Source organism: Idiomarina fontislapidosi, assembly GCF_003226255.1.
Taxonomy (GTDB): domain Bacteria; phylum Pseudomonadota; class Gammaproteobacteria; order Enterobacterales; family Alteromonadaceae; genus Idiomarina; species Idiomarina fontislapidosi.
Window position 1 is genome coordinate 1 of record NZ_QJST01000001.1, and the last position, 25,022, is coordinate 25,022.

General features: G+C 47.5%; 30 protein-coding genes. 19 read left to right on the plus strand and 11 right to left on the minus strand.

Annotated features, from left to right (window positions below; translation table 11 throughout):
- Positions 1–487: 487 nt before the first annotated feature.
- Positions 488–775, plus strand: coding sequence for a hypothetical protein (locus DFP83_RS00005; RefSeq protein WP_110571924.1), 288 nt, complete (start codon positions 488–490; stop codon positions 773–775).
- Positions 776–1,121: 346 nt separating this feature from the next.
- On the opposite strand, the gene DFP83_RS00010 is transcribed toward DFP83_RS00005, so the two are convergent.
- Positions 1,122–1,520 carry a DUF3224 domain-containing protein gene (locus DFP83_RS00010; protein WP_110572848.1) on the minus strand — a complete coding sequence of 133 codons (399 nt, stop codon included), beginning with the start codon at positions 1,518–1,520 and terminating at the stop codon, positions 1,122–1,124.
- Positions 1,521–1,773: 253 nt separating this feature from the next.
- Here DFP83_RS00010 and DFP83_RS00015 point away from each other — a divergent pair, with 253 nt between their 5' ends.
- Positions 1,774–2,946: a hypothetical protein gene (locus DFP83_RS00015; protein ID WP_110571926.1), complete on the plus strand. Its 1,173-nt coding sequence runs from the start codon at positions 1,774–1,776 to the stop codon at positions 2,944–2,946.
- 259 nt (positions 2,947–3,205) lie between these two features.
- Complete coding sequence (locus DFP83_RS00020) at positions 3,206–4,006, plus strand: alpha/beta fold hydrolase (RefSeq protein ID WP_110571928.1); 801 nt, start codon at positions 3,206–3,208, stop codon at positions 4,004–4,006.
- Here the strand turns inward: DFP83_RS00020 and DFP83_RS00025 are convergent.
- Complete coding sequence (locus DFP83_RS00025) at positions 3,969–4,580, minus strand: HD domain-containing protein (RefSeq protein ID WP_110571930.1); 612 nt, start codon at positions 4,578–4,580, stop codon at positions 3,969–3,971. The two genes, DFP83_RS00020 and DFP83_RS00025, sit on opposite strands and share 38 nt — an antisense overlap.
- 119 nt (positions 4,581–4,699) lie before the next feature.
- On the opposite strand from DFP83_RS00025, the gene DFP83_RS00030 reads away from it, so the two are divergent.
- A complete protein-coding gene (locus DFP83_RS00030; protein ID WP_110571932.1) occupies positions 4,700–5,290 on the plus strand; it encodes a GNAT family N-acetyltransferase in 591 nt (196 codons plus the stop codon).
- A gap of 17 nt (positions 5,291–5,307) precedes the next feature.
- Here DFP83_RS00030 and DFP83_RS00035 read toward each other — a convergent pair whose 3' ends face one another.
- Positions 5,308–6,087 (minus strand): SDR family oxidoreductase, encoded by a 780-nt coding sequence (locus DFP83_RS00035; protein ID WP_110572850.1) that lies wholly within the window; start codon positions 6,085–6,087, stop codon positions 5,308–5,310.
- Positions 6,088–6,211: 124 nt separating this feature from the next.
- Here DFP83_RS00035 and DFP83_RS00040 point away from each other — a divergent pair, with 124 nt between their 5' ends.
- Positions 6,212–6,538, plus strand: a complete 327-nt coding sequence (locus DFP83_RS00040) for a winged helix-turn-helix transcriptional regulator (protein WP_110571934.1) — start codon at positions 6,212–6,214, stop codon at positions 6,536–6,538.
- A 45-nt stretch (positions 6,539–6,583) separates the two neighbouring features.
- Here the strand turns inward: DFP83_RS00040 and DFP83_RS00045 are convergent, their stop codons facing one another.
- Together DFP83_RS00045 and DFP83_RS00050 are read right to left on the minus strand one after the other, a co-directional pair.
- Positions 6,584–6,832, minus strand: coding sequence for a DUF4282 domain-containing protein (locus tag DFP83_RS00045; protein WP_110571936.1), 249 nt, complete (start codon positions 6,830–6,832; stop codon positions 6,584–6,586).
- On the minus strand, positions 6,829–7,029 hold the full coding sequence (locus tag DFP83_RS00050; RefSeq protein ID WP_126753122.1) for a hypothetical protein: 201 nt from the start codon (positions 7,027–7,029) through the stop codon (positions 6,829–6,831). The genes DFP83_RS00045 and DFP83_RS00050 overlap by 4 nt, the downstream gene beginning before the upstream one ends.
- A 27-nt stretch (positions 7,030–7,056) precedes the next feature.
- Between DFP83_RS00050 and DFP83_RS00055 the strand changes: the two genes are divergently transcribed.
- The 10 genes from DFP83_RS00055 (at position 7,057) to DFP83_RS00100 (ending at position 17,561) form a co-directional block, all read left to right on the plus strand.
- On the plus strand, positions 7,057–7,656 hold the full coding sequence (locus DFP83_RS00055; RefSeq protein ID WP_110571940.1) for a hypothetical protein: 600 nt from the start codon (positions 7,057–7,059) through the stop codon (positions 7,654–7,656).
- Between the two features lie 65 nt (positions 7,657–7,721).
- The gene (locus tag DFP83_RS00060; protein WP_110571942.1) at positions 7,722–8,123 is read left to right on the plus strand and encodes a GFA family protein; all 402 of its coding nucleotides are present in this window, start codon (positions 7,722–7,724) and stop codon (positions 8,121–8,123) included.
- Positions 8,124–8,264: 141 nt separating this feature from the next.
- Complete coding sequence (locus DFP83_RS00065) at positions 8,265–8,834, plus strand: hypothetical protein (protein ID WP_110571944.1); 570 nt, start codon at positions 8,265–8,267, stop codon at positions 8,832–8,834.
- 167 nt (positions 8,835–9,001) lie between these two features.
- The gene (locus DFP83_RS13770; RefSeq protein ID WP_110571946.1) at positions 9,002–9,082 is read left to right on the plus strand and encodes a potassium-transporting ATPase subunit F; all 81 of its coding nucleotides are present in this window, start codon (positions 9,002–9,004) and stop codon (positions 9,080–9,082) included.
- 9 nt (positions 9,083–9,091) lie between these two features.
- A complete protein-coding gene (kdpA, locus tag DFP83_RS00075) occupies positions 9,092–10,816 on the plus strand; it encodes a potassium-transporting ATPase subunit KdpA (RefSeq protein WP_110571948.1) in 1,725 nt (574 codons plus the stop codon).
- 2 nt (positions 10,817–10,818) lie between these two features.
- On the plus strand, positions 10,819–12,837 hold the full coding sequence (kdpB, locus tag DFP83_RS00080) for a potassium-transporting ATPase subunit KdpB (RefSeq protein ID WP_110571950.1): 2,019 nt from the start codon (positions 10,819–10,821) through the stop codon (positions 12,835–12,837).
- 12 nt (positions 12,838–12,849) lie between these two features.
- Positions 12,850–13,437, plus strand: a complete 588-nt coding sequence (kdpC, locus tag DFP83_RS00085; RefSeq protein WP_110571952.1) for a potassium-transporting ATPase subunit KdpC — start codon at positions 12,850–12,852, stop codon at positions 13,435–13,437.
- Between the two features lie 10 nt (positions 13,438–13,447).
- Positions 13,448–14,176, plus strand: a complete 729-nt coding sequence (locus DFP83_RS00090) for a TorF family putative porin (protein WP_110571954.1) — start codon at positions 13,448–13,450, stop codon at positions 14,174–14,176.
- Positions 14,177–14,194: 18 nt separating this feature from the next.
- Positions 14,195–16,876, plus strand: coding sequence for a sensor histidine kinase (locus tag DFP83_RS00095; RefSeq protein WP_110571956.1), 2,682 nt, complete (start codon positions 14,195–14,197; stop codon positions 16,874–16,876).
- Positions 16,877–16,880: 4 nt separating this feature from the next.
- The gene (locus DFP83_RS00100) at positions 16,881–17,561 is read left to right on the plus strand and encodes a response regulator (RefSeq protein ID WP_110571958.1); all 681 of its coding nucleotides are present in this window, start codon (positions 16,881–16,883) and stop codon (positions 17,559–17,561) included.
- 65 nt (positions 17,562–17,626) lie between these two features.
- Here the strand turns inward: DFP83_RS00100 and DFP83_RS00105 are convergent, their stop codons facing one another.
- From DFP83_RS00105 to DFP83_RS00115, 3 genes are all read right to left on the minus strand, one after another.
- On the minus strand, positions 17,627–19,717 hold the full coding sequence (locus DFP83_RS00105) for a TonB-dependent siderophore receptor (protein ID WP_110571960.1): 2,091 nt from the start codon (positions 19,715–19,717) through the stop codon (positions 17,627–17,629).
- Between the two features lie 226 nt (positions 19,718–19,943).
- Positions 19,944–20,498 (minus strand): REP-associated tyrosine transposase, encoded by a 555-nt coding sequence (locus tag DFP83_RS00110; RefSeq protein WP_110571962.1) that lies wholly within the window; start codon positions 20,496–20,498, stop codon positions 19,944–19,946.
- 174 nt (positions 20,499–20,672) lie between these two features.
- Positions 20,673–20,957 carry a hypothetical protein gene (locus DFP83_RS00115; protein WP_126753124.1) on the minus strand — a complete coding sequence of 95 codons (285 nt, stop codon included), beginning with the start codon at positions 20,955–20,957 and terminating at the stop codon, positions 20,673–20,675.
- A gap of 168 nt (positions 20,958–21,125) precedes the next feature.
- On the opposite strand from DFP83_RS00115, the gene DFP83_RS00120 reads away from it, so the two are divergent.
- The 3 genes from DFP83_RS00120 to DFP83_RS00130 all read left to right on the plus strand — a co-directional run bounded on the left by DFP83_RS00120 (position 21,126) and on the right by DFP83_RS00130 (position 22,627).
- Entirely contained in the window at positions 21,126–21,860 is a 735-nt protein-coding gene (locus DFP83_RS00120) for an SIMPL domain-containing protein (RefSeq protein ID WP_241971552.1), read from the plus strand.
- Between the two features lie 48 nt (positions 21,861–21,908).
- The gene (locus DFP83_RS00125) at positions 21,909–22,334 is read left to right on the plus strand and encodes a nuclear transport factor 2 family protein (protein WP_110571968.1); all 426 of its coding nucleotides are present in this window, start codon (positions 21,909–21,911) and stop codon (positions 22,332–22,334) included.
- A 122-nt stretch (positions 22,335–22,456) separates the two neighbouring features.
- A complete protein-coding gene (locus DFP83_RS00130; RefSeq protein WP_110571970.1) occupies positions 22,457–22,627 on the plus strand; it encodes a DUF6435 family protein in 171 nt (56 codons plus the stop codon).
- A gap of 24 nt (positions 22,628–22,651) precedes the next feature.
- On the opposite strand, the gene DFP83_RS00135 is transcribed toward DFP83_RS00130, so the two are convergent.
- Positions 22,652–23,125, minus strand: coding sequence for a GNAT family N-acetyltransferase (locus DFP83_RS00135; protein WP_110571972.1), 474 nt, complete (start codon positions 23,123–23,125; stop codon positions 22,652–22,654).
- A gap of 62 nt (positions 23,126–23,187) precedes the next feature.
- Complete coding sequence (locus tag DFP83_RS00140; RefSeq protein WP_126753125.1) at positions 23,188–23,379, minus strand: hypothetical protein; 192 nt, start codon at positions 23,377–23,379, stop codon at positions 23,188–23,190.
- A 334-nt stretch (positions 23,380–23,713) separates the two neighbouring features.
- Here DFP83_RS00140 and dps point away from each other — a divergent pair, with 334 nt between their 5' ends.
- Positions 23,714–24,235 carry a DNA starvation/stationary phase protection protein Dps gene (gene dps / locus DFP83_RS00145; RefSeq protein ID WP_110571976.1) on the plus strand — a complete coding sequence of 174 codons (522 nt, stop codon included), beginning with the start codon at positions 23,714–23,716 and terminating at the stop codon, positions 24,233–24,235.
- Between the two features lie 78 nt (positions 24,236–24,313).
- On the opposite strand, the gene DFP83_RS00150 is transcribed toward dps, so the two are convergent.
- Positions 24,314–24,958 (minus strand): epoxyqueuosine reductase QueH, encoded by a 645-nt coding sequence (locus DFP83_RS00150; RefSeq protein ID WP_110571979.1) that lies wholly within the window; start codon positions 24,956–24,958, stop codon positions 24,314–24,316.
- Positions 24,959–25,022: the final 64 nt, after the last annotated feature.

A 25,022-nucleotide genomic window follows, 5' to 3' on the forward strand; every position in this document is an offset into this window, starting at 1 on the left:
GAATTTAGCTGTTTGATCGACCATGACGTCCCCCTAACTTTAAGTTCGCTATGTATCTTTACTCTGCGAAATAAATATAGACAGTCGTGTAAAGCAAGCCCTGAGTATTCGTTGTAGAGTAAAGGTGCTTGCTGCTTCGAAGGAAAAGCGGAGATCATTAAAATGATGCTGGCACATTAGTCGTAAACAGCAAGCACATACCTGAACACTATTGAGTATAAGTGACCAGGGTCGAATGACTATACCTGGCACAAAGCTGAAGGTCAGCCATGTGCCAAGAACGCACCTCTCAGCTTTATCTCCTCTTCGCTCTTAGCCAACTAACCGAAAAATGTGGCTAGCGAAAAGTTTCAACTTTACGTTCAACCGATCATGGCGGTTTAACCAAATTGTCCGACTACCAAGCCATGATTTGTTGCTAATTTCGTGTTATTTGTAGTTGTTATCAAGTCAGTGGTCTTGGACCAACTATTAAATGTGATAGGCAATGAAGCGAAGATCGTATAGCGAAACTATTCACTACATCCTTGGCGTTAGCGGCTGTTTGACAGCCATTGCTTTACTTAAATCTATTACACAGTCAAAGCCGCTAGCGGTTATCGTTGTTGTGAGCACTGCATTGATTTTGATCGTTGCGGCACTTTTAATACCATTGGGTGAACCCAACGCCTCGGAAGTGGATGGTCAGCCGATATATTCAGCGGAGCAAACCAGTCAAACTATTGCCAGAGTTGACAGCAAATGGCGGTTCGATAAACGACCAAGATACTATTAAGCTTGGTCACTATATATGTAGCCAACGGCGTTGCCGCTTCGGGGGGCGTCAGTTTGTATCTGGCCGGTGTAAATCGATCGGTAGGTGAGGGTGCTCACGTCGGCGTCACATAACTCAATTTACTGGCTATCTGAGCGCGATCTCGAACGCTTCAAAATCACCAACAAGCATTTATCGACCAACTTGCGTATACCTTTTCCCGAGCAGTTCAAGGATGAATACGAATCGACTTGCCATAACTGCCCTTAATGGATGAGAGTTTGGGTTCAAGTTTATCGTTTAGCTAATACGTGCCTGTTTAAAAGGGCGAGTACACTCACGCTCTCATTCAGGCATCATGGTTAGGCTACCGGTCTGTGAACTCGTACTCGAACTCGTAAAAATGCTTGCCGCCTTCTATTTTAATAAGCATCGTTCCTGAGAGGCCCGTTAATTCACCAGAACCAGAGTCTGGAACAACTTCAAGTACTAAACGATTCTTACCTCTATTCATGGTGCCAAAATGCTGAAGTACAAAGCTGCCTTTTTTCCCCGACAACGACCCGGTGACTTGTTCAATCGCAACATAGCCTGCTGAACCTTCGGTTGGCGTCATGGCACTTAGCATCTCGCCTTTGCTTGTTGCGTCTAAAGCGCCTGAAAATGTTTTGTCGATGGACATTCTTCCAAGAGTAATCCCCTCTGCGCCTTGCGCAGAGAAATCCATTGGTTCTAATTTAACTTGAAACTCTCCAGAGACTTTCATTTTGTTTCCTATTTCAGAAGAATATGTGGCAGTCGAAATAATAAGTAAGATAGCCGAGATGAGAAATTGAATCTTGCGCATGATGGATTCCGTGTATCGAGCTAATGGCGAACTTAGGACTCTGTCTATAAACCTATGCATTGATTCTATACTAACTCATAAAGACAAAAACAATGTATAAATATTGTTTAAATGTTAAAAAATCTGATAGGTTATCACTTCGTCAAACTTAAGCAAGTTGAGCGATTCGATAATGTCAAAAACAAACTTTATTCGTTCTTTTTCTATCGGCGCTATAGGGCTTGGAGCTCTCTTTTTTGCCACCAATAGTTATGCACAAACGCAACCCGAAAAGAACGTGCAGGCTCATACTTGCGAAGACTGTAGCTTTAATGAAGCAAAAAGGCTCGTAGAAACTAAGAGTTATCCACCTTTGCGGTGCGAACCGACAGATGGTAGCCAGGTTGTCTCCATTAGTAATCAAGCTTGTTATAGTACGCCGGTTTACGCTGCTGTATTAAATGAGTCGAGCGGCGTGCTTTGGGGATTCAGGATTAGTCATTCTAATCAAGGCATGTATCCCCCTTTAATGCAGTTACAAATCAACACATATAACCATCCGCAATTCGTCCAAGAGGCGATCCGAGATGGAGTCGATTACACCAATAGCCTAATCGCACATTTAGAACGTATGGCCAATACCATAAGTGAGACTTTCGAGACCTCGCAAGAGTTCTATGATTGGATTGATGGTCGAGCACAGCAAACAGCCAGTGCACAATTAATTAATGCTCAAAAAGGCAACTCAGGCGAGTTTTCATGCGCTGAAGACAGCTCAGAGTATAATGCCGTGCAAGCTGCACTAGGCGCAGAATTTAGATTCAAATTACGAGAGCTCATTAATGAGCAATTTGCTGAGTGGGACGGTATACCAGGAGAGTCTTTTGACGAAGTCGAGTTGACTGACCTAGGTTTAGGCATACAAGTACGCGGATTTTATGTATTTCTGACTTGGGATAATAAACAGACAAAGAAAAATCTCATTTTCGACTTTCCTTTTCCAGACCAGTTAGCGGTGGAGGGCAATGGCAGACCCTCAAGGGTCACTTATACTCTAGATCCGTCGCCAGGAGCTCATGTTGACGTTTCGTTAAACCAGAGCTTGACTAATATTGGCAACAACTACTGGAAGGATTTAACCGATCCTGCGGTGGGTAAATCGGAGGTGTCACCGTGTGTAGAAGTTGCGTTCAAAGAAATTTTTGGAGCAGACAGAGTGAATAAGATCTCTACCAGCACTAGCTCTGGAGGAGGTTATAAACCGCTTACTGGAACAGGCGGAGGCGGCCGGGATAGCCAGGTGTGTGAACTCCACATTTACGATTATAATGACAAGCCTATGATGACACTAAAAGTTCGCTGCTAAATTGTAGTCCCAGCAACCTTCTCATGTGTATTAGCCTCATTTTAAAACGGACACTCATTAGTCACGCGATAGGCATAAGCCTACTTAAAAGGAGCGTCTACCGAGCTCCATAATATTGCAAATTTACATTATTGTGTCTGAATATTGACGGTACAGTGCTTTTTCCCACTATTGTATGCGTACTCTTGTAGAAACCTGAGTGTCTGCCAAGGCATTAACCTGCAGAACCTAATTATAAACACGTTTTTAAGGAAGAATAATGAAGTTAGTTGGCTTGTGTTTTGGTCTGATATTTTCCGTAGCGGCTTTAGCCAGCCCCGATTTTGTGAAGGTTAAAGGGTACGATCTCGAGTATGAGGTAGCCGGAAAGGGCAGTGAGGTTATTCTGCTGGAGGCGGGGGGCGGATCGGGCATGTCGGATTGGGATCCGGTGTTTAAAAAAATGTCGGAGCACGCCAAAGTGATTCGTTATTCGCGGGTGGGTAATGGTCATTCAACAGCTATTAAACAGCACTTTACGTCTCGGGATTATGCCGACCATGCGAGCATTCTGCTGACCGAGCTCGGGGTTCAACAGCCGGTTATATTTATCGCGCACTCATACGGCGGGAGTGTTGCCCGAGATTTTGCGGCGGCTTATCCCGAGCAGATAAAAGCGTTGATGATGCTCGATCCTTCGTCTGAGCATGATGTGGATATTTTACGCGCCATCGATTTAGAAAAGGGCAATCAAGAAATTGCTGAAATAAAGCTCGCCGACATGAAAGAGGGCATGTCTAATCAATACTTGGATTTTTGGAGTAAGCGTCCGTTACCCGACTACCCCGAAATTAAGGATATGCCTGTCACGGTGATTGCTTCGGTGAGAACAATGGAGAACCCGCCTAACTTGTTCTTTACCGATCAAGGACGAAAAATGTGGGGTGAGTTATGGCAAGCGTGGGCGAATGCTTTTCCGCAGGGCAAGTCGGTTTTGACCGAAAAAAGTGGCCACTTTGTGCAATTTGATGAGCCTGAATTAGTCATGAGCGAGCTTTTGGCGTTGATGCAGCGGCTTTAGGTGTCGCGCTAAGTTCTGCTAAGGCTTTTGTATCTTTATCAATTAACGCTCGCATGGCGGAGGTCAGTGCATCGTAATCGGTGTACTTTTTGCCGTATGTAAGATTGAAGTTATAGTCGAAGTCGTCTGGGTTTTTGCCCTGTGTGTGCTGCAACATGGTTTCAATTTTATCAAACGCCTTTGCCAGCTTGGCTTCCTCGGATGATGCGTTCTCATAGTCGTCCCACAGCGCGAGGATTTCTGAGCGGAGATCTTCTGGCAGTGGCTGTATAAGTTTTTGAAGATCGCTTCGCTCCTGAGCGCCCTTATCCATGCCTTCTACTTGGTCAACGGCGGCGATATCTCCACTTATTGCCTCGCCTAGATCATGAATAATGCATATCTTGATAAGTTTTAGAATATCGAGCTCGGGGTACTGCTTTTCAAACAATAATACCATTAGGCATAAGCGCCAGGTGTGCTCAGCCGTGCTTTCCTGTCGACCATTTGATGTTCTTGATGAACGAAGTGTATTTTTTAGATCTTCTGCGGCCCGAAGAAAATTTAGGATGCCTTCTAAGTCTTTATCTTTCATCTTGGGTTCTCCTTTGAGCGCGTGATTATTTGTTATTCTTTTTATCAATTAAACTTATTTCAGCGGCTATAATCGCATAATTCTGTCGTTTGTTGATATGGATTTAATGAGGGCGGGTTATGGAAAACGGGTTAAGTGAAGTTGAGTTAAAGGGTGAGCGTGTGACGTTGTTGCCGATGCGGGCTGAGCACGCGGCTTCGTTGGCTGAGGCGGCTGCAGATGGTGCGTTGTGGAATTTGTGGTACACATCGGTGCCTGATCCGAGCTCGGTTGATAAGTATATTGAAGATGCTTTGGCAGAAAAGCAAAAGGGTACGGCGCTACCTTTTGTTGTGTTTCACAATCACGCTCAGAAAATTATTGGTACAACGCGCTTTTGTGCGATTGAAGCCGCCCATAAACGGGTCGAGATTGGATACACCTGGTATAGCGAGTCTTTTCAGGGCACTGGGGTGAATACCGAATGCAAATTGTTGTTACTGTCGCATGCTTTTGAGCATTTAGATGCGATTGCGGTGGAGTTTAGAACGCACTGGCACAATCAGAAGTCGCGCGCGGCTATTGCTAAATTAGGTGCCAAGCAAGACGGTGTGCTGCGGAATCACCGTCTTGCGGCGGATGGTAGTTATCGCGACACGGTTGTGTTTTCTATCATTGAACACGAATGGCCGGCTGTGAAGGTCGCGTTACGTCACAAACTGAATCGATAGCGTGACCGGCATTGGCTTTACGCGGTAGGCACGGTGCCGCCATCAATGACAAACTCGGCACCAGTAATGGATGCCGCGCGTGGCGATGAGAGAAATGCGATAAGATTTGCCACTTCGATGGGTTTTGACGGTCGTCCGAGCGGAATACCGCCCAGTGATTCCATGATGATCTGCTTGCCGCCTTCGTAGTCTGTGTCTGCTTGTTCGGCAAGGCGTTCGGCGAGGGCGACAGAGGCTTCGGTTTCGACCCATCCGGGTGATACGCGTAAAACGCGTACGCCATTTGGCGCTACTTCTTTAGACAAGCTTTTGCTATACGTGGATAGTGCGGCTTTCGCGGCTGCATAGGCGGTCGTTGATTCGGGGAGCGGTAATTCGCGTTGAATTGATGTCACATGAATAATGACGCCGTCACCCCGTGCCTGCATATCGGGAAGCAACGCGCGGTCTAAACGAACGGCGGGGAGTAGGTTTAGGTTGAGCTCGTGTTGCCAGATGTCCTCGCTGAGTGCTGCGAAGCCGCCTGCTGGCGCGCTTGAACCGCCCAATACGTGAACAATAATATCGACGCCACCGAGACGTTCATTCACTGCGTCCACCACGGTATTGCAGCCTTTAATTGTGGTAAGGTCTGCCTCGACAAACAGCTCTTCGGGGAGTGAAGCGGGGCGGCTACGTGCTGTGGTTAGCACCTTTGCTCCGTGCTCCCGAAACAAGGTGACAACGGCGTGACCTATACCTTTGGTGCCGGCAGTGACCAAAATTCGTTTGTCTTTTAGCGTTAAATCCATAACCATTGTGAAACCTCCAGAGTTCGCGTTTTTTGCTTTAATCATGCACAGATGCTGTGTTGCTGTGTTGGAAGTTTCCGATTAAGCTTTCTAATAATCAAGAACGCACAAAAAAGTAAGTGGCTTACCGATGAGAAAGATTTATACGCCTGCTAGCGCAGCGGCTGAAACGCTTGAAGCAATTAAATTACTCGAAGGTCGATGGAAGTTAATTATTTTGTTTCATTTGTTTGATGGAAAAGTGCAGCGTTATTCTGATTTTGAAAAACTTATACCAGGTATTTCGCAAAAGATGCTGGCACAGCAGCTACGAAAATTAGAGGCTGACGGTATTGTCCACCGCAAGGTTTATCCGCAAGTACCACCGAAGGTTGAGTATAGATTAACTGAATGGGGCCAGGCGTTGTGCCCCGCGCTGGATGCTTTGTTAAATTGGGCGGAACAGAAAGATGTTTAGGTAGGTACGTGCGCAAAATGCGCACGTTATCGTGATTTTGGATGCTTATTCTGATTTATTGGCGACTTTTTGCAGATTTTCGTGAATTTTAAATAATACGATAAGCAATTCGCACCAGATCCTCGCACCAACAGCGCCAAAAATAATAATACCTAACCCGGCAAAAAAGCCCCCGCCAAATTCGCTGAACATTGTCGTTAACCCTGAAACTAAGCAGCCTAAAAGCATAAGCCAATAAACAAAGGTGATGATCTTAGGTGTCAGCATTGAGTCAAATACGAAAATACTTTTCATAGCGCGTTCCTTTCATCGTTATTGTTGTAATTAGCGTGGTGGTAGGTCGCGCCTTTGGCGCGACGTTGGATTTGCCCGTGCGCAAGATGCGCACGATACGGCTTGGTGATACGCGCCTTGGGCGCGACATTGGATTTGCCCGTGCGCAAAATGCGCACGTTATGTCGATGTGGTAGGTCGCGCATTTTGCGCGACATCGAAAGCTGTATTAAAAAGGATTTGTTGTGTTAAAAAATAATCGCTACATAATTATTGTTGTTTTATGTGTTGTTATTCCTCTTTTGGAAAGCTTGAGTCCAGGAACGCTTTGGGGATTAAATTTTGAGTCGCCTTTGGTGATGGCGAATCTTGGGAATATTATTCTTTTTATTAAAATTGTGAGCGTTGCTGCGGCGGCTTATTTATTGTTTTATCAGCAGCGGGCTATTGCTGATGCGTTTAACCGCACTGCTTTTAAAGTCGCCTTTTTTAGTACGTTTTATATACTCGCAGCGCTGCAATTAGCGGTACTTTTTATGGGGCTGGTTTCATTTTTAATATCACCCGCTAATGATTTTTTTCACTACGAAAAAACGATAGCGGATCAAACATTTTACGTTCACAACGATGACGCTGGCGCGTTGGGTGGCGAGCTGCATGTTTATTTGAAGTGTCCACTTGCGCTGAACCGCTACGAATTAGAGCCAATAGGCTCGGTTGAGTGGCTCAAAAACTTTGAGCTGACGGTCGTCGACAACAATGTTGTGCTACGCTCGAGCGATACCCATGACGGAGCCGAGCAGGTTCAAAAGCTGCCAATTGGCGGCGCATTGTGCGCGAAATAGGATGCCGCGCGTGCGATGTGGCCCGTGCGCAAAATGCGCACGATACGGCGAGGGTGGAGATATAAATGGATAAATATGAAGGTTCTTGTTTGTGTGGTGCTGTGACGTTTGAGGTGCAGGGGCGGTTTGATAGCTTTTATTTGTGCCATTGTCAGCATTGCCAAAAAGACAGCGGCTCGGCGCATGCTGCTAATTTGTTTTCTCAATCGGCTCAGTTAGTTTGGCATTCGGGAGCTGATGCGGTGACTTCTTTTACGTTGCCCGGCACGCGGCATCATAAAAGCTTTTGTAAGCACTGCGGATCGGCCGTACCGAACACACAAATCGCTGGTTTGCTCGTGGTCCCAGCCGGTAGCCTAGACACAGATCTCGATATATCGCCGACGGCTCATATTTTTTCATCCAGCCGCGCGCAATGGGATAACCCCAACATCGAAACCCCCGTGTTCGACCGATTACCCCGGTAGGTCGCGCCTTGGGCGCGACGATCGATACCGCCCGTGCGCAAAATGCGCACGCTACTGCTTGAAACTTTTTTACAGACTCACAGTCAGAATTTTCCCGAATACATTTAGTTAACATTGTTATTTGATAATTTAGGATGCACTGTGAATAAATTAAAAATGCTTTTGGCTGTGAGCTTGATAGCACTTGTATCTGCGTGCGGCAGTATTCCGCTAACGACCATGGTCAAATTGATGGATATGAATCCTTTAGAGGCGGACCCGAACCAGATTATCGTGGCTGTGAAATCTCCGAATGGAGTCAGTGTCAATGACGGTGATGTAGTGCTAGATTTTAGTTTTAGAACAGGGGAACCTGAGAGCAGCTTTAATCATACCTTTCCGGTTATAGTTGATTCCGATTACGCGTTACCCGCGGAGCTGAAAGACGAGCTTGAGAACGACGAACAGTTTACCGTAATGCGTTTATCTGAAGCTGACGCGAAAACCATGAGCGCTGGGCAGGAAACGATTCGTGAGTATCGCCGCCAGCACGAGGAAGGTGGCGCAGGAAGTATTAACGTTAGATTGGTCTCGGCATGCCAAAGCGACGAATTTACTTGGCATGACTCTGAATTAGACGTGTATTTAAAAATCGATCAAACCAATGAGTTTTTATTGTTTTTGGACGATATTGACCTCAACGAACTAGCGCTCAAAAACGGTTGTTCGTAGGTCGCGCCTTGAACGCGACATCAGATCTCCCCCCGTGCGCTCAAGGCGCACGGTATCTAAACCAAAAAATTACGAAAAATTGACGCCCTTCGACTATTCCATTCTAGAGATTTTACGCTGCTAAACACTAAATTCATGTGGTCTGCTCATTTAACGAGGATACTCACATGACTTGGTTTTTATTGTTTATCGGCACTGCGCTACTTGCTTATTTGGCTGTAGCGATGTTTGTCCCTGATAAGTTTTAAGGGGGGCATATGTTTGAAATTATTTTAATTATGACGATGGCTATCGCGCTAGCGTACCCCCTGGGTCGTTATATGATCGGTGTGTTTTCGAGCGAAGCGCACTTTTCTGATCGTATATTTAATCCGATAGAACGTATTATTTATCGCTGCATTGGGGTGAATCCACATACTTCAATGAACTGGAAAAGTTATGGGCTCGCATTTCTGCTCAGTAATTTAATGCTGGGTATTATCGCCTTTTTGATACTCAAGTTTCAGCACGTCCTGCCGCTGAACCCGGACAACATTGGCCCATTAAGCTGGGATTTGGCACTCCATACTGCTGTCTCTTTTCTTACCAACACCAACCAACAGCATTACTCGGGACAAGCACAGCTTTCCTACTTATCACAAGGCACACTTATCGTGACGTTGCAGTTTGTTACGCCCGCGATGGCGCTTGCGGTTTGTGTGGCGATACTTCGTGGCATGATGGGTGGACGTAACGAAAAATTAGCGAAAGAGGGCGCCGAGCGTGATTTAGGTAACTATTACGTGGATACCGTGCGAGGTATTGTGCGCGTGCTGATTCCGCTCGCTGCTGTTGTCGCATTGATACTGTCTTCGCAAGGTGTACCTAGCACGTTTAAAGAGGCCCAAACCGTCACAACGCTTGACCAAAGTAGCGCTGTTATCGAGCAAACCATTCCCGTTGGTCCTGTTGCTTCTATGGTCGCAATAAAACAACTCGGAACCAATGGTGGGGGCTGGTACGGTCCCAACAGTAGCAACCCTCTTGAGAATCCAACGCCGTTTTCAAATGCGATAGAGACCATTGCTATCGTGCTAATACCAATCGCCATTGTTTTTATGGCGGGCGGAATGCTTCGACGCAAGGGCTTCACTGCGATGTCGTTTGCGGTGATGGCGCTGTTTAGTGCCAGCTTTATTGGGTTTACTGTCTACAGCGAACTGCAGCCTAATGCAGCCTTTAACGAGCTCGCCGCATCTGGACCCAATATGGAGGGTAAAGAGACTCGTTTTGGTCCGGAATTATCAGCACTCTGGGGAACACTCACTACACAAACCTCAAATGGCTCAGTTAATGCCATGCACGACTCGTTTAACCCGGTTGGCGGTTTAATAACGCGTTCTGGAATGTTGATTAACGGCATTTGGGGGGGCGTTGGCTGTGGTTTTGTGAACTTTATTGTTTATATCTGGATTGCTGTGTTCCTCTCTGGGCTCATGATAGGTCGCACCCCCGAGTTGTTTGGCAAAAAAATAGAAACCCGCGAGATTACATTGTTAGGGACACTCATCGTTTTACCTACGCTTGTGATTTTAGGGTTTACAGCGATTACCGTAGCTTTACCGTCGCTCACAGGCAACAGTAATCCAGGTTTCCATGCTATTTCGCAAGTGTTCTATGAATACACGTCCGCGTTTGCCAATAACGGCTCGGGTTTTGAGGGCTTGGGTGATAACACCGTGTGGTGGAATGTGAGTTGCGTAATCACTTTATTGTTGGGTCGTTACTTACCCTTGGTTATTCCCCTCGCCATTGCCGGAATGATGGCAAAGAAAAGAACCGTTCCTACAGGTGTCGGCAGCCTGAGTGTGGGTAACGTCACATTCGCTGTAACGCTAATTGCCGTAATTTTAATTCTCAATTTCCTTTCTTTTCTTCCTGCTGCAGTAATTGGCCCGATTGGTGAGGCATTACAGTTGGCAACTACTGGAGTGGAGGGCTAATCATGACTAAGCAAGTAAAAACGCTCACCGCAGATACTGTGAAAGATTCACTCATTGATGCATTGAAAAAAATGACGCCAACCAACATGGCTAAGAATCCTGTCATGTTTGTCGTTTGGGTGGGTACGGTTATTAGTATTTTGCTCACTGTTTTTCATATCAGTGCTGGCGAACCTTTTGGCTTTGAACTTTGCACAAGCTTTATTCTATTTATCACACTTTGGTTTGCTAACTTTTCCGAATCAATTGCTGAGGCGCGAGGTCGTGGACAAGCTTCTAGTCTGCGAGCCACAAAAGCATCACTTGTCGCCTTTAAGAAGAACGGAGAAGACTTTGTCGAAACCGATGCGGCGAACCTTAAAAAGGATGATGTCGTAAGCGTACGACAAGGCCAGTACATCCCCGCAGATGGAGAAATCATTAAAGGTGTTGCAACCGTGAATGAGTCTGCAGTAACGGGCGAATCGGCAGCGGTTTTGCGTGAAGCCAATACTGATCACTCGGGTGTCATTGGTGGTACAAAGCTGCTTACTGGCGAAGTACTTGTGCGTGTATCCGATGATCCCGGTAATAGCTTTCTGGATAAAATGATTGGTTTGGTAGAAGGTGCTGAGCGTAAAAAAACACCTAACGAAGTTGCTTTAACGGTGCTTTTGGCTGCACTCACTGCGGTATTCTTGCTCGTTGTAATGACGCTACCGGCGTTGGCATCCTTTGTTAATGTTGAGCTCAATTATGTGATGCTTATTGCATTACTCGTGTGCTTAATACCCACTACCATCGGGGGCTTATTGCCGGCTATTGGCATTGCTGGCATGAACCGTGCGCTCAGTGCGAATATTATCGCTAAATCGGGTAAAGCCGTTGAGGTTGCGGGTGATATCGACATCCTTCTACTCGATAAAACGGGCACGATTACCTATGGCGATAGGCAAGCGACTGATTTTATCCCGGCTCATGGGGTGAGCAAAGACACGCTGGTTCAAGCCGCTTATTGGGCCTCAGTCGAAGATCCAACCCCGGAAGGCAAATCTATTGTTGAGCTTGCTCGAGAAACTGGAGGGCTTGACGAGACCTATCCTGAGAACGCTGAATTTATTCCTTTTTCACCTTCGACACGACTTTCGGGGCTTAAAATCAGCGAGAGCAAATACTATGTAAAAGGCTCCGGTGACGCGGTTCGACTCCTTGAAGAGGAGCGTGGCGTTGCTTGGTCTGATGGGATGAATGCTCATATTGGCGCGGTCGCAAAGCAAGGTGGAACACCACTGGTGGTTGCCGATCACGAGCGCGTACTGGGTGTTGTCGCGTTGACTGACGTTATAAAGCCCGGCGTTGCCGAGCGTTTCGCTCGCTTGCGTTCACTGGGTGTAAAAACTGTGATGGTAACGGGTGATAACAAAATTACCGCAGGTGCCATCGCGGCTGAAGCCGGGGTTGATGATTTTATCGCTGAAGCTAAGCCTGAGGACAAACTGAGTCTGATCCGCGAAGAGCAAGCAAAAGGGCATTTAGTCGCTATGGTCGGTGATGGTACCAACGATGCTCCGGCACTTGCGCAGGCGGATGTTGGATTGGCAATGAACTCGGGCACTCAAGCGGCAAAAGAGGCCGGCAACATGGTCGACTTAGACTCCGACCCGACAAAACTTTTACAAGTCGTTGAAGTGGGTAAGCAACTGTTGATTACCCGTGGTGCTATGACCACATTCTCGTTAGCCAACGATGTCGCTAAATACTTCGCTATTATCCCTGCTGTTTTTGCTAGCGCACTACCGTTTATGTCGGTCCTTGATGTGATGCGACTTGGAAGCCCTCAGTCTGCTGTGATTTCGGCTCTTATTTTTAACGCCTTGATTATCCCTGCGTTGGTACCGCTGGCTTTACGTGGAGTGAAGTTAAAAGCCGAGCGTGCAGAGAAGATCTTACGTAACAATATGCTGATTTTTGGGTTAGGCGGTGTGGTACTACCGTTCGTCATTATCAAGCTGATTGACATGCTCGTCAGTGCGTTTATTTAAAAGGGGATCGTCATGGGTATTAACGAATCTGTAACTAAAAACATATGGATTGGACTGCGTTTTGGCATTGGCTTTTTAGTACTGTGTGGTGGGCTTTATACCGCTGTGATTACGTTCGTCGGAGAACAACTATTTCCTCACCAAGCACGAGGGAGTGTCATTGTCCATGATGGCCAAGCGGTTGGTTCGACTTTGGTGGCACAAGCGTTTGCCGATCCTCGCTATTTCTATGCTCGACCCAGTGCGGCTGGTTATGATCCGACGGCCACCGGAGGCAGTAACCTTGCGCCTTCAAATCCTGAACTGCGTGTTCAAGCACGCGCTCGCAGTGAGCAAATCCAAAGCAAGGAGCAAGTTATCGCGGCTGCGATACCTGTTGAATTAATTGCGGCTTCTGGAGCAGGGCTTGATCCTCATATTAGCCCCGACGCTGCGCTATTTCAGGCAGAACGTGTTGCTGCGCAACGAAACCTGACAAACGAATCTGTCACCGCTTTGATCGCGCAGTACACAGAGAAAAAGCAATTTGGTGTTTTTGGTCAAGCCCGAGTCAATGTGCTCAAGCTCAATTTAGCACTTGACCAAATGAAAGATAAATAAGGAATTTGTGATGAAACATTTAATTCGAAGCGGTGTAGTGGTCTGTGTGGCATTGTCAGTACAAAGTACGGTTGTTGCTGCCGAAATTGAAACCTCGAGTAACGTAACACTGGTTAGCGATTATATATTCCGAGGTATCTCCCAAACAAATGAAGACCCTGCTATTCAAGGAGGCATCGATTTAACGAGTAACGCGGGTTGGTATGCTGGTGTGTGGGGATCCAATATCGGGTTTGGAGACGGTAGCCTTGAAGCGGATATCTATGGCGGCTGGCGCTACATAAGCGATGCCTCTTGGTCGTTTGATGTAGGCGCGATACGCTATATCTATCCAGGCGGCAATAACGCAGATAGCGAGTTCAATTACAATGAGGTTTATACTCACCTTAGCTACCAGGACGCCACACTCTCGGTCGTTTATTCTGATGATTATTTTGGTGCGGGAGTCAATCAATTTGTCTATGTTGCAGTCGCCTACAGTTATCCGATAGCCGAACAACTGAGTCTTGAACTGAGTACTGGTTTTAATAAATTTGAATCAGGCGCAGAGTTAACTCGATTTTTAGGCGGTGAGCCCACATCAGATGACTCGTATTGGGATGGCTCTTTAGGAATTAATTATCAACTCAGTGATAAGTTAAGCGTTAATTTAACGTATATTGCTACAGATATGAGTGATTCAGCATGCAGCGAAGTCTGCGATAATCGACTGGTGTTTGGCGTGCGTTCAAGTTTCTAATCTGAGTAGGACCGATAGATGATGGATTCCCAGCGCGATAAAAAAGCAGATGCCATTTTACGGCAAGTTGCTGAGTCACACAGTGGTAAACTGACTGTGTTTTTAGGGGCTGCGCCAGGTGTGGGTAAGACCTATGCAATGTTAGCTGCTGCTAAGGAACGACAACAGGCCGGTGTTGATGTCGCTATCGGTCTTTTAGAAACCCATGGGCGCTCTGATACGCAGGCGATGGCAGATGGCTTTGAACAGCTGTCGTTGCAGCACATCGAGTATCATGGAACTCAACTCAATGAATTTGATATTGATGGCGCATTGAATCGACAGCCTCAACTTCTATTGGTCGATGAGCTAGCTCATACCAATACGCCGGGGAGTCGTAACAAGCGGCGTTACCAAGATATCGAAGAGCTGTTAAAAGCGGGTATTGATGTTTATACAACAGTAAATATTCAGCACATGGAAAGCGTCAATGATCTCGTACTGCAAATGACCGGTGTGAGAGTTAAAGAGACCGTGCCAGATCACTTCGTTGATAATGCGTTTGAAATTCGTTTTATTGATTTACCGCCCGCAACGTTAATTGAGCGCCTGCAACAAGGCAAAGTGTATCTACCGGAGTACGCGCGTTCGGCGTTGTCTTCGTTCTTTTCTTCCTCGAACTTGACTGCACTGCGTGAGCTAGCGATGAAAAAGGCGCTCGAGCGTGTTGATGCCTCGATGCTTAAAGAATGCTCTATAGAGCAAACGTCGGGCCTGGGTGTTTACATGGATAAGTTGCTAGTGCTGGTTAGTGCTAATAGTGACCACCGTTATTTGGTTCGAGTCGGCCGACAGATTGCCGAGCGGCGTCAGATACCCTGGGTGGTTGTATGGGTCGATACAGGTAAAACACGAAGCCCTGAAAAGTCACAACGGCTTGATGCAACGTTGTCGCTGGCAAAGGAGTTGGGTGCTGAAACCAAGGTTTTAAATGGACCGACGACCTTTAGTGTTGTCGCGGACTTTATAGAGAGCAATGCGGTTTGCACGGTACTAGTGGGGGCAGGTAGTCGAGGACGTTTTACGTGGCGACGTAAGCGGTTGTATCAGCAATTAATAGAGCTTGAACTACCTTTTGAGGTTACGGTATTCCCCGAGCGAGAGCGATCCTCTGAGTCGAGCCTTTTTTCTTTTGACTTGAAGGGTCTTAAGGGCTTGGGTTACTGGCATGGGTACTTCGGTGGGATTATCGGAGTTACTATCGCTTCGTTGGTTGCGGTCGCGTTGGAAAACTTTTTGGATGTTGGCAACTTAGTCTTAGTTTACACCTTGGCGATTATTACGGTGGGACTTAAATTTGGATCCCGCTCAGCGCTGTTCACTGCGTTAATCTCATTCTTAAGCTTTAACTTTTTTCTGACTGAGCCTCTCTATACATTTACAGTTTACAGTCAAAACGATGTGACGACACTGATGTTTTTGTCAGTGATAGGCTTGATCTGCGGCCCCGCAGCCTCGCGCATACGGCATCAATTTATTCTTCTTAAGCAAGCAAATAGCTATGCCGAAACGTTACGCGAGCTAGCACAAGAACTGGCTACCGTGAACGAAGAAAGAGCGATGTGGGAGCGGTTAATACGGCTATTGAGTCGCCTAACTCATACAGAATGCACAATAGCGGTGAGAGGTGATGGGACGGAACTGGATTTTATCAATGAGGTCGCTGCGATTAAGCACAAACTGACTGAAGCCACGGTACGTTGGAGTTTCAAGAACAAGGCGCAAGCGGGGGCTCATACAGAGACGCTCTCGAGTGCACTGGTAACCACGTTTCCTATTATTGTTGATGGTGATGTGGTGGCAGTGGCCGGCGTCCCAAACGTATTTGATAACACCGAGAGTGAGCCTTACAACGTCAGCCTTATATTGGCAATGCTGAATCAAGCTTCGGGAGCCTGGCGGCGCATTAAACTTGCTGCCGATTTAGAAAGCGCGCGCGTTAAGACAGAAATGGAGCAGTTACGATCGGCATTGTTATCCTCAGTGTCTCATGACTTAAAATCGCCACTATCAGCGATGATGGGCGCGGCGGAAAGTTTAAAGCTACTTGATGATAAGTTATCGGCGGATGATCGAGTAGAGTTGATGGATACTATTATTTCTGAAAGCCGTCGGCTCGATAGCTATATTCAAAACCTGCTTGATATGACGCGGCTTGGTCATGGCACTCTAAAAATAGAGCGTGATTGGGTGTCGATCGAAGATATCGTGGGGAGTGCACTGAGGCGTTTAAGGCGTTATTGGCCTAACACGCACGTGCAGATCGAGCACACTAACGCCGTGCCTTTGCTTTACGCGCATGCAGCCCTTGTTGAGCAGGCTATTTTTAATATTCTTGAAAACGCAGCAAAATATAGTCCGGAGACGGCGCCTATCTTTGTTGAAATGCAGGTGCAGCAAGGTGACTGCGTTATAGCAATTGAAGACCGTGGTCCGGGTATTCCCGAGGACCAACGTGACAAAATTTTTGATATGTTTTACATCGTCGCAGATGGTGATAAGAAGAAGCAAAACACAGGCATGGGCTTGGCGATTTGCAAAGGCATGATTGGCGCGCACGGTGGTAATGTGGTTGCGCGAGCTGGACTCGGCGGCGTGGGTACGCGCTTCGAAATTAGCTTGCCGATTGAACAGGGCAATGACCAGAAGAAGGATAATTAGGGTTGTGGCAACACGCATTGTGGTAATTGACGATGAAAAACAGATTCGACGGATGCTTAAAATCGCACTGTCGAGTGCGGGTCATGAGGTGACTGAGGCAGAGAATGGTGAACAAGGACTAAATAGTGTAGCTCGCCAGCAGCCTGATTTAGTGATCTTGGATTTAGGCTTACCCGATATGGACGGCAAAGAGGTACTTCAGCAGTTGCGCGAATGGTCGTCTGTACCGGTAATCGTGCTATCAGTGCGAAGCCAAGATCGGGAGAAGGTTATTGCGTTGGATTATGGTGCGCAGGACTACGTCACTAAGCCCTTTAGCGTTGAAGAATTACTGGCGCGGGTACGAGCTAACTTACGCGATCGTCTCAAGACGACCAGCAATCCGATTATTGAAGTGGACGATTTGGTATTTGATTTATCACGCCGACTTGTAAAAAAGGCAGGCAAAGTGATTGAACTGACCCCGAAAGAGTATGCTGTTGTTTCAACATTAGTGAAGCAACCCAACTGTGTGATTACTCAAAGCCAGCTTTTGCTCGAAATATGGGGGCCTAGTCACAAAGAGGATACTCATTATCTTCGTAATGTGATTAGCCATCTCCGCCAAAAGTTGGGTGATAACCCCACCGAACCCAAATACCTTCGCACCGAACCCGGCATCGGCTATCGCTTTTGCATCGAGTAGGTCGCGCCTGTGGCGCGACATCGGGTTTGGTCCGTGCGCAAAATGCGCACGTTACGGTGAAACGGTTAAAATTTATACCGGAAATTCGCCATGATGGTGCGTTGTTGACCGTAGAAACAGTCGCCGCGACTTAAGCATGACGTAAGCACCGTTTTGTCGGTCAGGTTATCGATGTCGACACTGACCGAATATTGGTCCCAGTCGTAGCCGATCATCGCATCGACAAGCGTGTAGGTTGGGGTCTCGAGTAACACGTTGTTGCCGTTGTAAACGCCATAGCCACCGGAGGTATGTCCCACATACCGTGCGCCTGCGCCGATTTTAAAGCCACCCCAGCTATCTGGGCGGTATGTTGCCCAAACAGATGCCTGATGGTCGGGCGTGGCTGTCAGAATATCGGCGGCATCGTTATAAGCGTAGCTCGCATAAACATCCATAAAGTCCCACGCTAACTGCGCTTCGAGCTCGACACCTTCAATCTCGACTTCGCCCATTTGCACTTGACCACTTGGATTAGGTGCCTCGGGATCGTTGACTTGTACCTGTAGGTTTTCTTGCTTGATACGATAGACCGATGCGGTAATTAAATGCTCCGTGCCTTGCGGCTGGTATTTCACTCCCGCCTCCCATTGCTTACCTTCGATAGGTACGAATGGGTTGTTATACGCATCGCGACCGAACACTGGTTGAAAGGATTCGCTGTAGCTTACGTACGGCGAAATACCACCGTCAAACAGGTACATTAATCCTAAACGACCCGTCGTAGCATATTGCTCATTGGCGGCGCTGTTTTCGGGATTGGTGGTTGCGCGATCACGACGTAACGCGGCTGAAACGAGCCATTTGTCGTCAATGCGCATGTTGTCTTGTACGTATAAGCCAAGTTGGTAATTCTTAGTTGACGCAAAATCAGTGATATCCGCCTCGGTGGGTAAGCCCGTGGCTTCACCGTAGACCGGGTCGTACACGTCAAGCGTGTTATTAGCACCGTAAGCGTAGTCGTTATCGGTGTAGGCATCTTGGAAATCGAGACCAAACACTAAATCGTGCTCGATGAAGCCCGTTGTGATGGAGCCGTGAAGTTGAAGATCCGATGTCCAGGCACGCGCATTGGCTCGTGAGAGGTACGAGACTCGGTCGACAGTACGGTTATCTTCTGCAAATTTAGGGGGCCAGCCGTACATTGTGTTGTATTCGGCGTTGCTCTCGCTGTAACGACTGGCTAATCGAATATGCCAGTTCAAGTTGATGTCATGTTCGATGATTGCAGTCAATGCGTCTTGTTCGGTGTCGTATTTGTCGAAACCCGGCTCTGAAACAAAGGTTGAGCTATCAATTTGACCAAACTCATTGGGAAACAGGGTGCCTTGCCAAGGGAAGAACTGCGTGCTTGAGCCTGATTCATTACGTTGAATATTGGCAATTAAAGTGACTTTAGTCTCGTCTGATGCGTGCCAAGTCAGCGATGGATTCAATACGAGGCTATTATCCGGAACATAGTCGGTTTGTGTGTCGCTGTCACGATAAAGTCCAACTAAACGGCCTGTGAGTGAGGCATCGGAATTAAGTGCGCCTGTAATGTCTCCAGCGACTTGCTTGCGAGAGTAATTACCGAGTTGACCCCAGAGCTCGCCTTGAGTCTCGGCTTGGGGACGTTTACTGACCAGGTTGATAATACCACCGGTTGAGCCCTGACCGTAGAGTACAGAGCTCGGGCCTTTTAAAATTTCAATCTGGCTGAGTGAATAAGGATTAATGCGGACGTTGTTGTAGTAGCCAAAGAGTGATTTTAAGCCATCTAAGTATTGTACCGGCGAGACACCACGTATTTGTGCCCAGTCGCCTCGTGTATCAACGCCGTATGGGCCATTGTAAAGTCCTGCCACATAACCAATGGCGTCCTGAACGGTGACAGCGCCTAAGTCTTCAATACGCGCCTCCGTCAATACGGAAACTGAGAGGGGAGTTTCGATGATAGGTGTATCGGACTTGGATCCGGTCGCACTGACGTATGAAATCAGCCCGCGTGAGCTTACTTCAATCGTCTCCATCATGTCTTCTTTTTCTTTTTTTGTTTGCTGCTCTTCAGCTACAGCATAGCTGCTTGCTAATGCAATGAGAATGCTTGATGCCAATACTGTTTTTTGAATCGTCATATCCCTGTCCACTCCTGAATGTGTATTCACGAGTGAATCATAAATGAAAACAATTCGCATTTAAACAAAAGTTTTTATTTCGTCCGTAGGTTGCGCATTGTGCGCGACATCAGATCTCGGCCCGTGCGGTAGGTCGCGCATTGTGCGCGACATCAGATATCGCCCCATGGCGTAGGTCGCGCCTTTGGCGCGACAATCAATCCCACCCGTGCGCCAAAGGCGCACGCTACCACATGTCGTAATCGGCGAAATTGTCGTCCACCCATGCGTCGGTGATGTGCCGCCACGATTCTGGATAACGACCTTGTTTTAAATAGGCATTGAGGGTGGAGTACGGCCATTCCAATGCATTGTTAACGTAACCGTGTTTGACAGGGTTAAAGCAGCAATACAGGGTATACATGTAGAGCTCTTGTTCATTACGAATGATGCGATCGTAGAATCGATTGTGCCAAAGGCTGCCTTGACGTCGACGGCGTTTGGAAAAGTTAGGCTGTGAGTTCTTATAAGAGAACTCGGGTAAGGCACGTGTGGTAAGGGCTTTAATCTTTCTAACGCGCAGATCGACTTTTTGGTCGGCAACGCCAATCAAAAGATGCATATGATCGGGCAATACAACCCACGCCTGGATATCAAACGGATGCGACGCCATGGTCGTGCGCACAGCATTGCGCAGCGCCTGAATAACCGGCTGGCGCGTCAGGTGGGGCTTACGACCTTGAGTAGCGACGGTAATAAAAAAATAATAACCGTCTTCGAAATAGCGGCGAACATTTTTCATGCCGGCTATTTAAGACCAAAAACCGCATTACAGCATTTTAAAATCGTGTACGTAGGTCGCGCATTGTGCGCGACGATGGGGTTGGCCGCGTGCGCCCAAGGCGCACGTTACGTCGGTGCGTAGGTCGCGCATTGTGCGCGACGTGGGGTTGGCCCCGTGCGCCCAAGGCGCATGTTACGGATAGGCTTTATATTGGTAATCGGTTTTGTCCATGTGTTTTGTGAAAATGTCACGTGAGATGGCGATTATTTCGGCGCCTTTTTTGTCGCTTATTTCGTCCGGAAGCTTCATAACCACCGCGCCTAAGCCACTACCACAGTCGTTGTCGTTGGTGTTAAAGCTTACACCAAAGCCTGGACGACTATCTGTTCTTACCCGATATTCGCGCAGCATATCGTTCACGACTTTTGAACCTGCGGCGACGGCAGCTTGCTCTGTTGCATAACAATAGGTTGCCACAACATTTTCTTTAGTTGTTGTGCAAGCTACTAAATTGGTTAATAGTAAACTGATAATAAAAATACGTAGTTTGAATTGATTAATCATTATATTGGGTCACTTATATAACAAATATAATTTTTAACATAGCAACTTTGTGTGGCTATTAAAATAAGTGGAGTTTATACATTGAAAAAATATTTACTGTTTTTTTTCTTGGTGAGTTATTCGGCATGGAGTGACGTAATTCCAGAGGCTCCACATATATACGTAGAGGGCTATGCTGAACAAAGTGTTAAACCAGAAATTATCGTATTAAGCGCTTATTTAGCGCATACCGACAAAGACGCTTCAATTGCCAAAAATGAAATCGATCGACGGTCAGTTGAACTGTTTGAAGTGGTCAAAAATATGGGGATTGCCCGAGAGGATATTCGAGCGACGCCACTTCGAATTTCGCCTCACACTGAGTATAAGAATGGTGAGGAAGTTAATTTAGGCACGCGCGTCGTGCGCAGTATTGATATTACGTTACGCGATCTTTCCTTATATAGCGAACTCAATCAATCGCTGGTTGATGCAGGGGTGTCAGAGACTTTAGATGCAGAAGTTAAGGTTGAGAACCCGCGCGAGATTAAGAAACAAGTACTGTTTGAGGCACTAAAAAACGCGCGCGAGAAAGCCGAACAACTTGCCGAGCTTAATGGTAAAAAGATAAAGGATGTGTACTCAATCTCAGAGTTTAAAACACGTGATGAAAGTGCTTACGATTTAATACCTTCTCAAGAAATTTATGGTCAATCGTCTAGCGAGCTCGCTGGTTTATCGGTACGACGTCGTGTTCCACCCCCGCAAAGTGGGCTGTTAGAAATAGGTGAAATGACCGCATCCGCCACGGTATATGTTGTCTTCACCATACAGTAGGTCGCGCATTGTGCGCGACACCAAATGCATTAGGGGGCAGATAAGCTTATGTTTCGAAAATTGACTTTGATTTGCTGTGTTTTAGTGTCTTCAATTGGTTTAGCCCAAACTCAGGCTGAAAGCCAATTGAATGCTCTAAATGAGTTTATAACTGCTTTTAACAATCACGATGCCACACTGATGGCTCAGTATGTCTCTGACGATGTTCAGTGGCTGTCGGTGAGTGGTGATGAGCTGTCTGTAGAAGTAGAGGGTAAGCAGGCGCTCATTGATTCGATGCAAGGCTACTTCAAGTCATGTTCTTCCTGCCAAAGCCAAATTGGTTCTCCTATCATCACCGGAAGCCGGATCAGCGTTGTTGAACACGCGCACTGGCAACAGAATGGGAAGAAGCAATCGCAACAGAGCCTCGCTGTTTACGAATTTGACAACCACCTCATTTCGCGAGTTTATTATTTTCCCACAACAAAGTAGGTCGCGCATTGTGCGCGACGTTGGGGTTTGCCCCGTGCGCCTGTGTTGGCTATATGCTCGCACGTCGAACTTTTTATGTTGGGTATGCGTATTTAGTTGAGGTTCCTGATTCGAGGTGTGCGATGTTCGGTCTATTTAAATCAAATCCAACTAAAAAAATGCGCAAAGAGCTGCAGCAGTTACAGCAAAAGGCGATGGAAATGCAGCGTAATGGCAATATCCGAGATAGTTCGCATATTAGCCAGCAAGCCGATGAATTGTGGAAGAAGATCCAAGAAATGGAGAAGAAGTAGGTCGCGCCTTTGTGCGCGAGGTGGCTATTTAATCGGTTTTTCCATGATGAAGTTTTGTAGTTCTTCGCCGCGCACTTTGACGTGTTTTGATGTGGTTATAATAAAACCGAAGCGCTCGAAAAATGGGCGCGCGGTGATGCTAACGTGTGAGTAAATCTTAATGAGTCCTCGTGTCTGCGCGTTAACTATTATGTGCTGCATGAGCGCGCCGCCTAAGCCCTTTCCCTGATATTTGTGGTGACAGAAGAAATGGTCGATAAGGCCGTCTTGCTGAAGATCTGCGTAACCTGCGATATCGTCGTTTAACTCTGCAACGTATGGCGCGATTTTATTCATCTTGTGTTCCCACTCTTGTGAATCGTAATCGCTTGGTGCCCATGCTTCGACTTGTGCTTGTGAGTAGTCTCTGATGTTGATGTTTCTCACGGTGCAGAAAAATATATCTCGTAGTGCTGCCGCATCGGTCGGTTTATAGCTTCGTATTTTGATGTCATACATGTGTGTGTTGTCCGTTTTCAATGGATACCGCCGCCGTGGTAGGTCGCGCATTGTGCGCGACACTAGATATCGCCCCGTGCGCCCAAGGCGCACGTTACGCCGGTGGTTGATACCGCCGCCGTGGTAGGTCGCGCATTGTGCGCGACGTCAGATGCCGCCCGTGCGCCAAAGGCGCACGCTACGCCGGTGCTCGATACCGCCGGTGTGTAGGTCGCGCATTGTGCGCGACGTTGGGGATTGTCCCGTGCGCCCAAGGCGCACGTTACGCCGGTGGTTGATACCGCCGCCGTGGTAGGTCGCGCATGGTGCGCGACGGCCGATTTCGCCCCGTGCGCCAAAGGCGCACGTTACACCGGTGGTCGGTACGGCCGTCATACGTAGGTCGCGCATGGTGCGCGACGTCAGATATCGCCCCGTGCGCAAAATGCGCACGTTACGCCGGTGTTCGATACCGCCGCCGTGGTAGGTCGCGCATGGTGCGCGACGTCAGATATCGCCCGTGCGCCCAAGGCGCACGCTACGCGATCGATCCAATCGGTGGATGGTGCCGTAGGAATATGTGTACGAAATTTAAAGGAAGGAGGAATCATGAGCAATACTGAGAATGCAAAAGTCGCTGGATTTACTGCACCTGGTTTAAAAGAGGATGCTGCTCAAAAGGCTATCGCTCTACTCGATGACCGCTTAGTTGCGCTTATCGATCTTCAGCTTACTTTAAAGCATGTTCACTGGAACGTGGTGGGTCCGAACTTTATCGGCGTGCATGAGATGCTCGACCCGCAGGTCGATGCGGTACGCGAGATGACGGATACGATCGCGGAGCGGATCGCGACCTTAGGTGGTGTGCCAGAAGGAACACCCGAAGCGATTGTTAAAAAGCGTTCGTGGAAAGATTATTCTATCGGTAAGGGCTTGGTCGCTGAGCATTTATCGGAACTCGATAAGGTTTACAACGGCGTAAATGGCGATCACCGCAAAGCGATTGAAGCGCTGAGCGAAATTGATCCTGTATCGGAAGATGTGCTGACTGGCCAACTTGGTGATTTAGAGCAGTTCCAATGGTTCGTACGTGCGCACATCGAATCGTCTTCGGGTGAGTTGAAGCGGTAACGCAGCGTGCGCATTTTGCGCACGGGGCAATCCGCGTGTCGCGCCAAAGGCGCGACGTACGTCGACGGGCGGCGCGACCTACTCGTAATATTGGACGCCGATTTCGATGCGCTTGCGGTCGTTTTTCACGCGCCAACGATTGGTGTCGCGTAGTGAATATATGCAACCGCAGTATTCTTGCTGGTAAAAGCGTTCGCGCTTTGCCAGCTCTACCATTCTGCTCGAACCGCCTTGCTTGCGCCAGTTGAAAGTCCAGTAAGTGACGTCGTCATAACGGGCTGCCGCGCGCTCGCCGCAGTCGTTGATTTGTTGCATGTTTTTCCAGCGCGAGATACCTAAGCAACTAGTGATCACATCAAAACCATGTTCATGAGCGTACAAGGCTGTACGTTCAAATCGCATGTCAAAACAGACGGTGCAACGCTCCCCACGCTCTGGCTCCCACTCTAATCCACGCACGCGCTCAAACCAGTTTTGGCTATCATAGTCGGCGTCAATAAATGGAATGCCAAGCTTTTCGGCAAAGCGAATGTTTTCTTCTTTACGAATTAAATACTCTTTCTCTGGATGAATATTGGGGTTGTAGAAGAAGATCGTGATGTCGATACCGGCATCAACCATGCGTTGCATGACGTCGCCGGCGCAAGGTGCGCAGCATGAATGTAGCAATACTTTATTGGATTCGGTGGGTGCTTCGAGCACGATGCTTTCTTGCTTTGCCATGAGGGCTTCCGTTATTTTGAGCAGATGCCCTGTATTGTGCATTTTTTTGCGAAAAAAGAAAGTT

Excerpts from the sequence above, each read along its gene's own strand:
- DFP83_RS00005 (WP_110571924.1), top strand. The coding sequence starts at position 488 with ATGAAGCGAAGATCGTATAGCGAAACTATTCACTACATCCTTGGCGTT.
- DFP83_RS00010 (WP_110572848.1), bottom strand. The coding sequence starts at position 1,520 with ATGAAAGTCTCTGGAGAGTTTCAAGTTAAATTAGAACCAATGGATTTC.
- DFP83_RS00015 (WP_110571926.1), top strand. The coding sequence starts at position 1,774 with ATGTCAAAAACAAACTTTATTCGTTCTTTTTCTATCGGCGCTATAGGG.
- DFP83_RS00020 (WP_110571928.1), top strand. The coding sequence starts at position 3,206 with ATGAAGTTAGTTGGCTTGTGTTTTGGTCTGATATTTTCCGTAGCGGCT.
- DFP83_RS00025 (WP_110571930.1), bottom strand. The coding sequence starts at position 4,580 with ATGAAAGATAAAGACTTAGAAGGCATCCTAAATTTTCTTCGGGCCGCA.
- DFP83_RS00030 (WP_110571932.1), top strand. The coding sequence starts at position 4,700 with ATGGAAAACGGGTTAAGTGAAGTTGAGTTAAAGGGTGAGCGTGTGACG.
- DFP83_RS00035 (WP_110572850.1), bottom strand. The coding sequence starts at position 6,087 with ATGGTTATGGATTTAACGCTAAAAGACAAACGAATTTTGGTCACTGCC.
- DFP83_RS00040 (WP_110571934.1), top strand. The coding sequence starts at position 6,212 with ATGAGAAAGATTTATACGCCTGCTAGCGCAGCGGCTGAAACGCTTGAA.
- DFP83_RS00045 (WP_110571936.1), bottom strand. The coding sequence starts at position 6,832 with ATGAAAAGTATTTTCGTATTTGACTCAATGCTGACACCTAAGATCATC.
- DFP83_RS00050 (WP_126753122.1), bottom strand. The coding sequence starts at position 7,029 with ATGTCGCGCAAAATGCGCGACCTACCACATCGACATAACGTGCGCATT.
- DFP83_RS00060 (WP_110571942.1), top strand. The coding sequence starts at position 7,722 with ATGGATAAATATGAAGGTTCTTGTTTGTGTGGTGCTGTGACGTTTGAG.
- DFP83_RS13770 (WP_110571946.1), top strand. The coding sequence starts at position 9,002 with ATGACTTGGTTTTTATTGTTTATCGGCACTGCGCTACTTGCTTATTTG.
- kdpA (WP_110571948.1), top strand. The coding sequence starts at position 9,092 with ATGTTTGAAATTATTTTAATTATGACGATGGCTATCGCGCTAGCGTAC.
- kdpB (WP_110571950.1), top strand. The coding sequence starts at position 10,819 with ATGACTAAGCAAGTAAAAACGCTCACCGCAGATACTGTGAAAGATTCA.
- kdpC (WP_110571952.1), top strand. The coding sequence starts at position 12,850 with ATGGGTATTAACGAATCTGTAACTAAAAACATATGGATTGGACTGCGT.
- DFP83_RS00090 (WP_110571954.1), top strand. The coding sequence starts at position 13,448 with ATGAAACATTTAATTCGAAGCGGTGTAGTGGTCTGTGTGGCATTGTCA.
- DFP83_RS00095 (WP_110571956.1), top strand. The coding sequence starts at position 14,195 with ATGATGGATTCCCAGCGCGATAAAAAAGCAGATGCCATTTTACGGCAA.
- DFP83_RS00105 (WP_110571960.1), bottom strand. The coding sequence starts at position 19,717 with ATGACGATTCAAAAAACAGTATTGGCATCAAGCATTCTCATTGCATTA.
- DFP83_RS00110 (WP_110571962.1), bottom strand. The coding sequence starts at position 20,498 with ATGAAAAATGTTCGCCGCTATTTCGAAGACGGTTATTATTTTTTTATT.
- DFP83_RS00125 (WP_110571968.1), top strand. The coding sequence starts at position 21,909 with ATGTTTCGAAAATTGACTTTGATTTGCTGTGTTTTAGTGTCTTCAATT.
- DFP83_RS00130 (WP_110571970.1), top strand. The coding sequence starts at position 22,457 with ATGTTCGGTCTATTTAAATCAAATCCAACTAAAAAAATGCGCAAAGAG.
- DFP83_RS00135 (WP_110571972.1), bottom strand. The coding sequence starts at position 23,125 with ATGTATGACATCAAAATACGAAGCTATAAACCGACCGATGCGGCAGCA.
- dps (WP_110571976.1), top strand. The coding sequence starts at position 23,714 with ATGAGCAATACTGAGAATGCAAAAGTCGCTGGATTTACTGCACCTGGT.
- DFP83_RS00150 (WP_110571979.1), bottom strand. The coding sequence starts at position 24,958 with ATGGCAAAGCAAGAAAGCATCGTGCTCGAAGCACCCACCGAATCCAAT.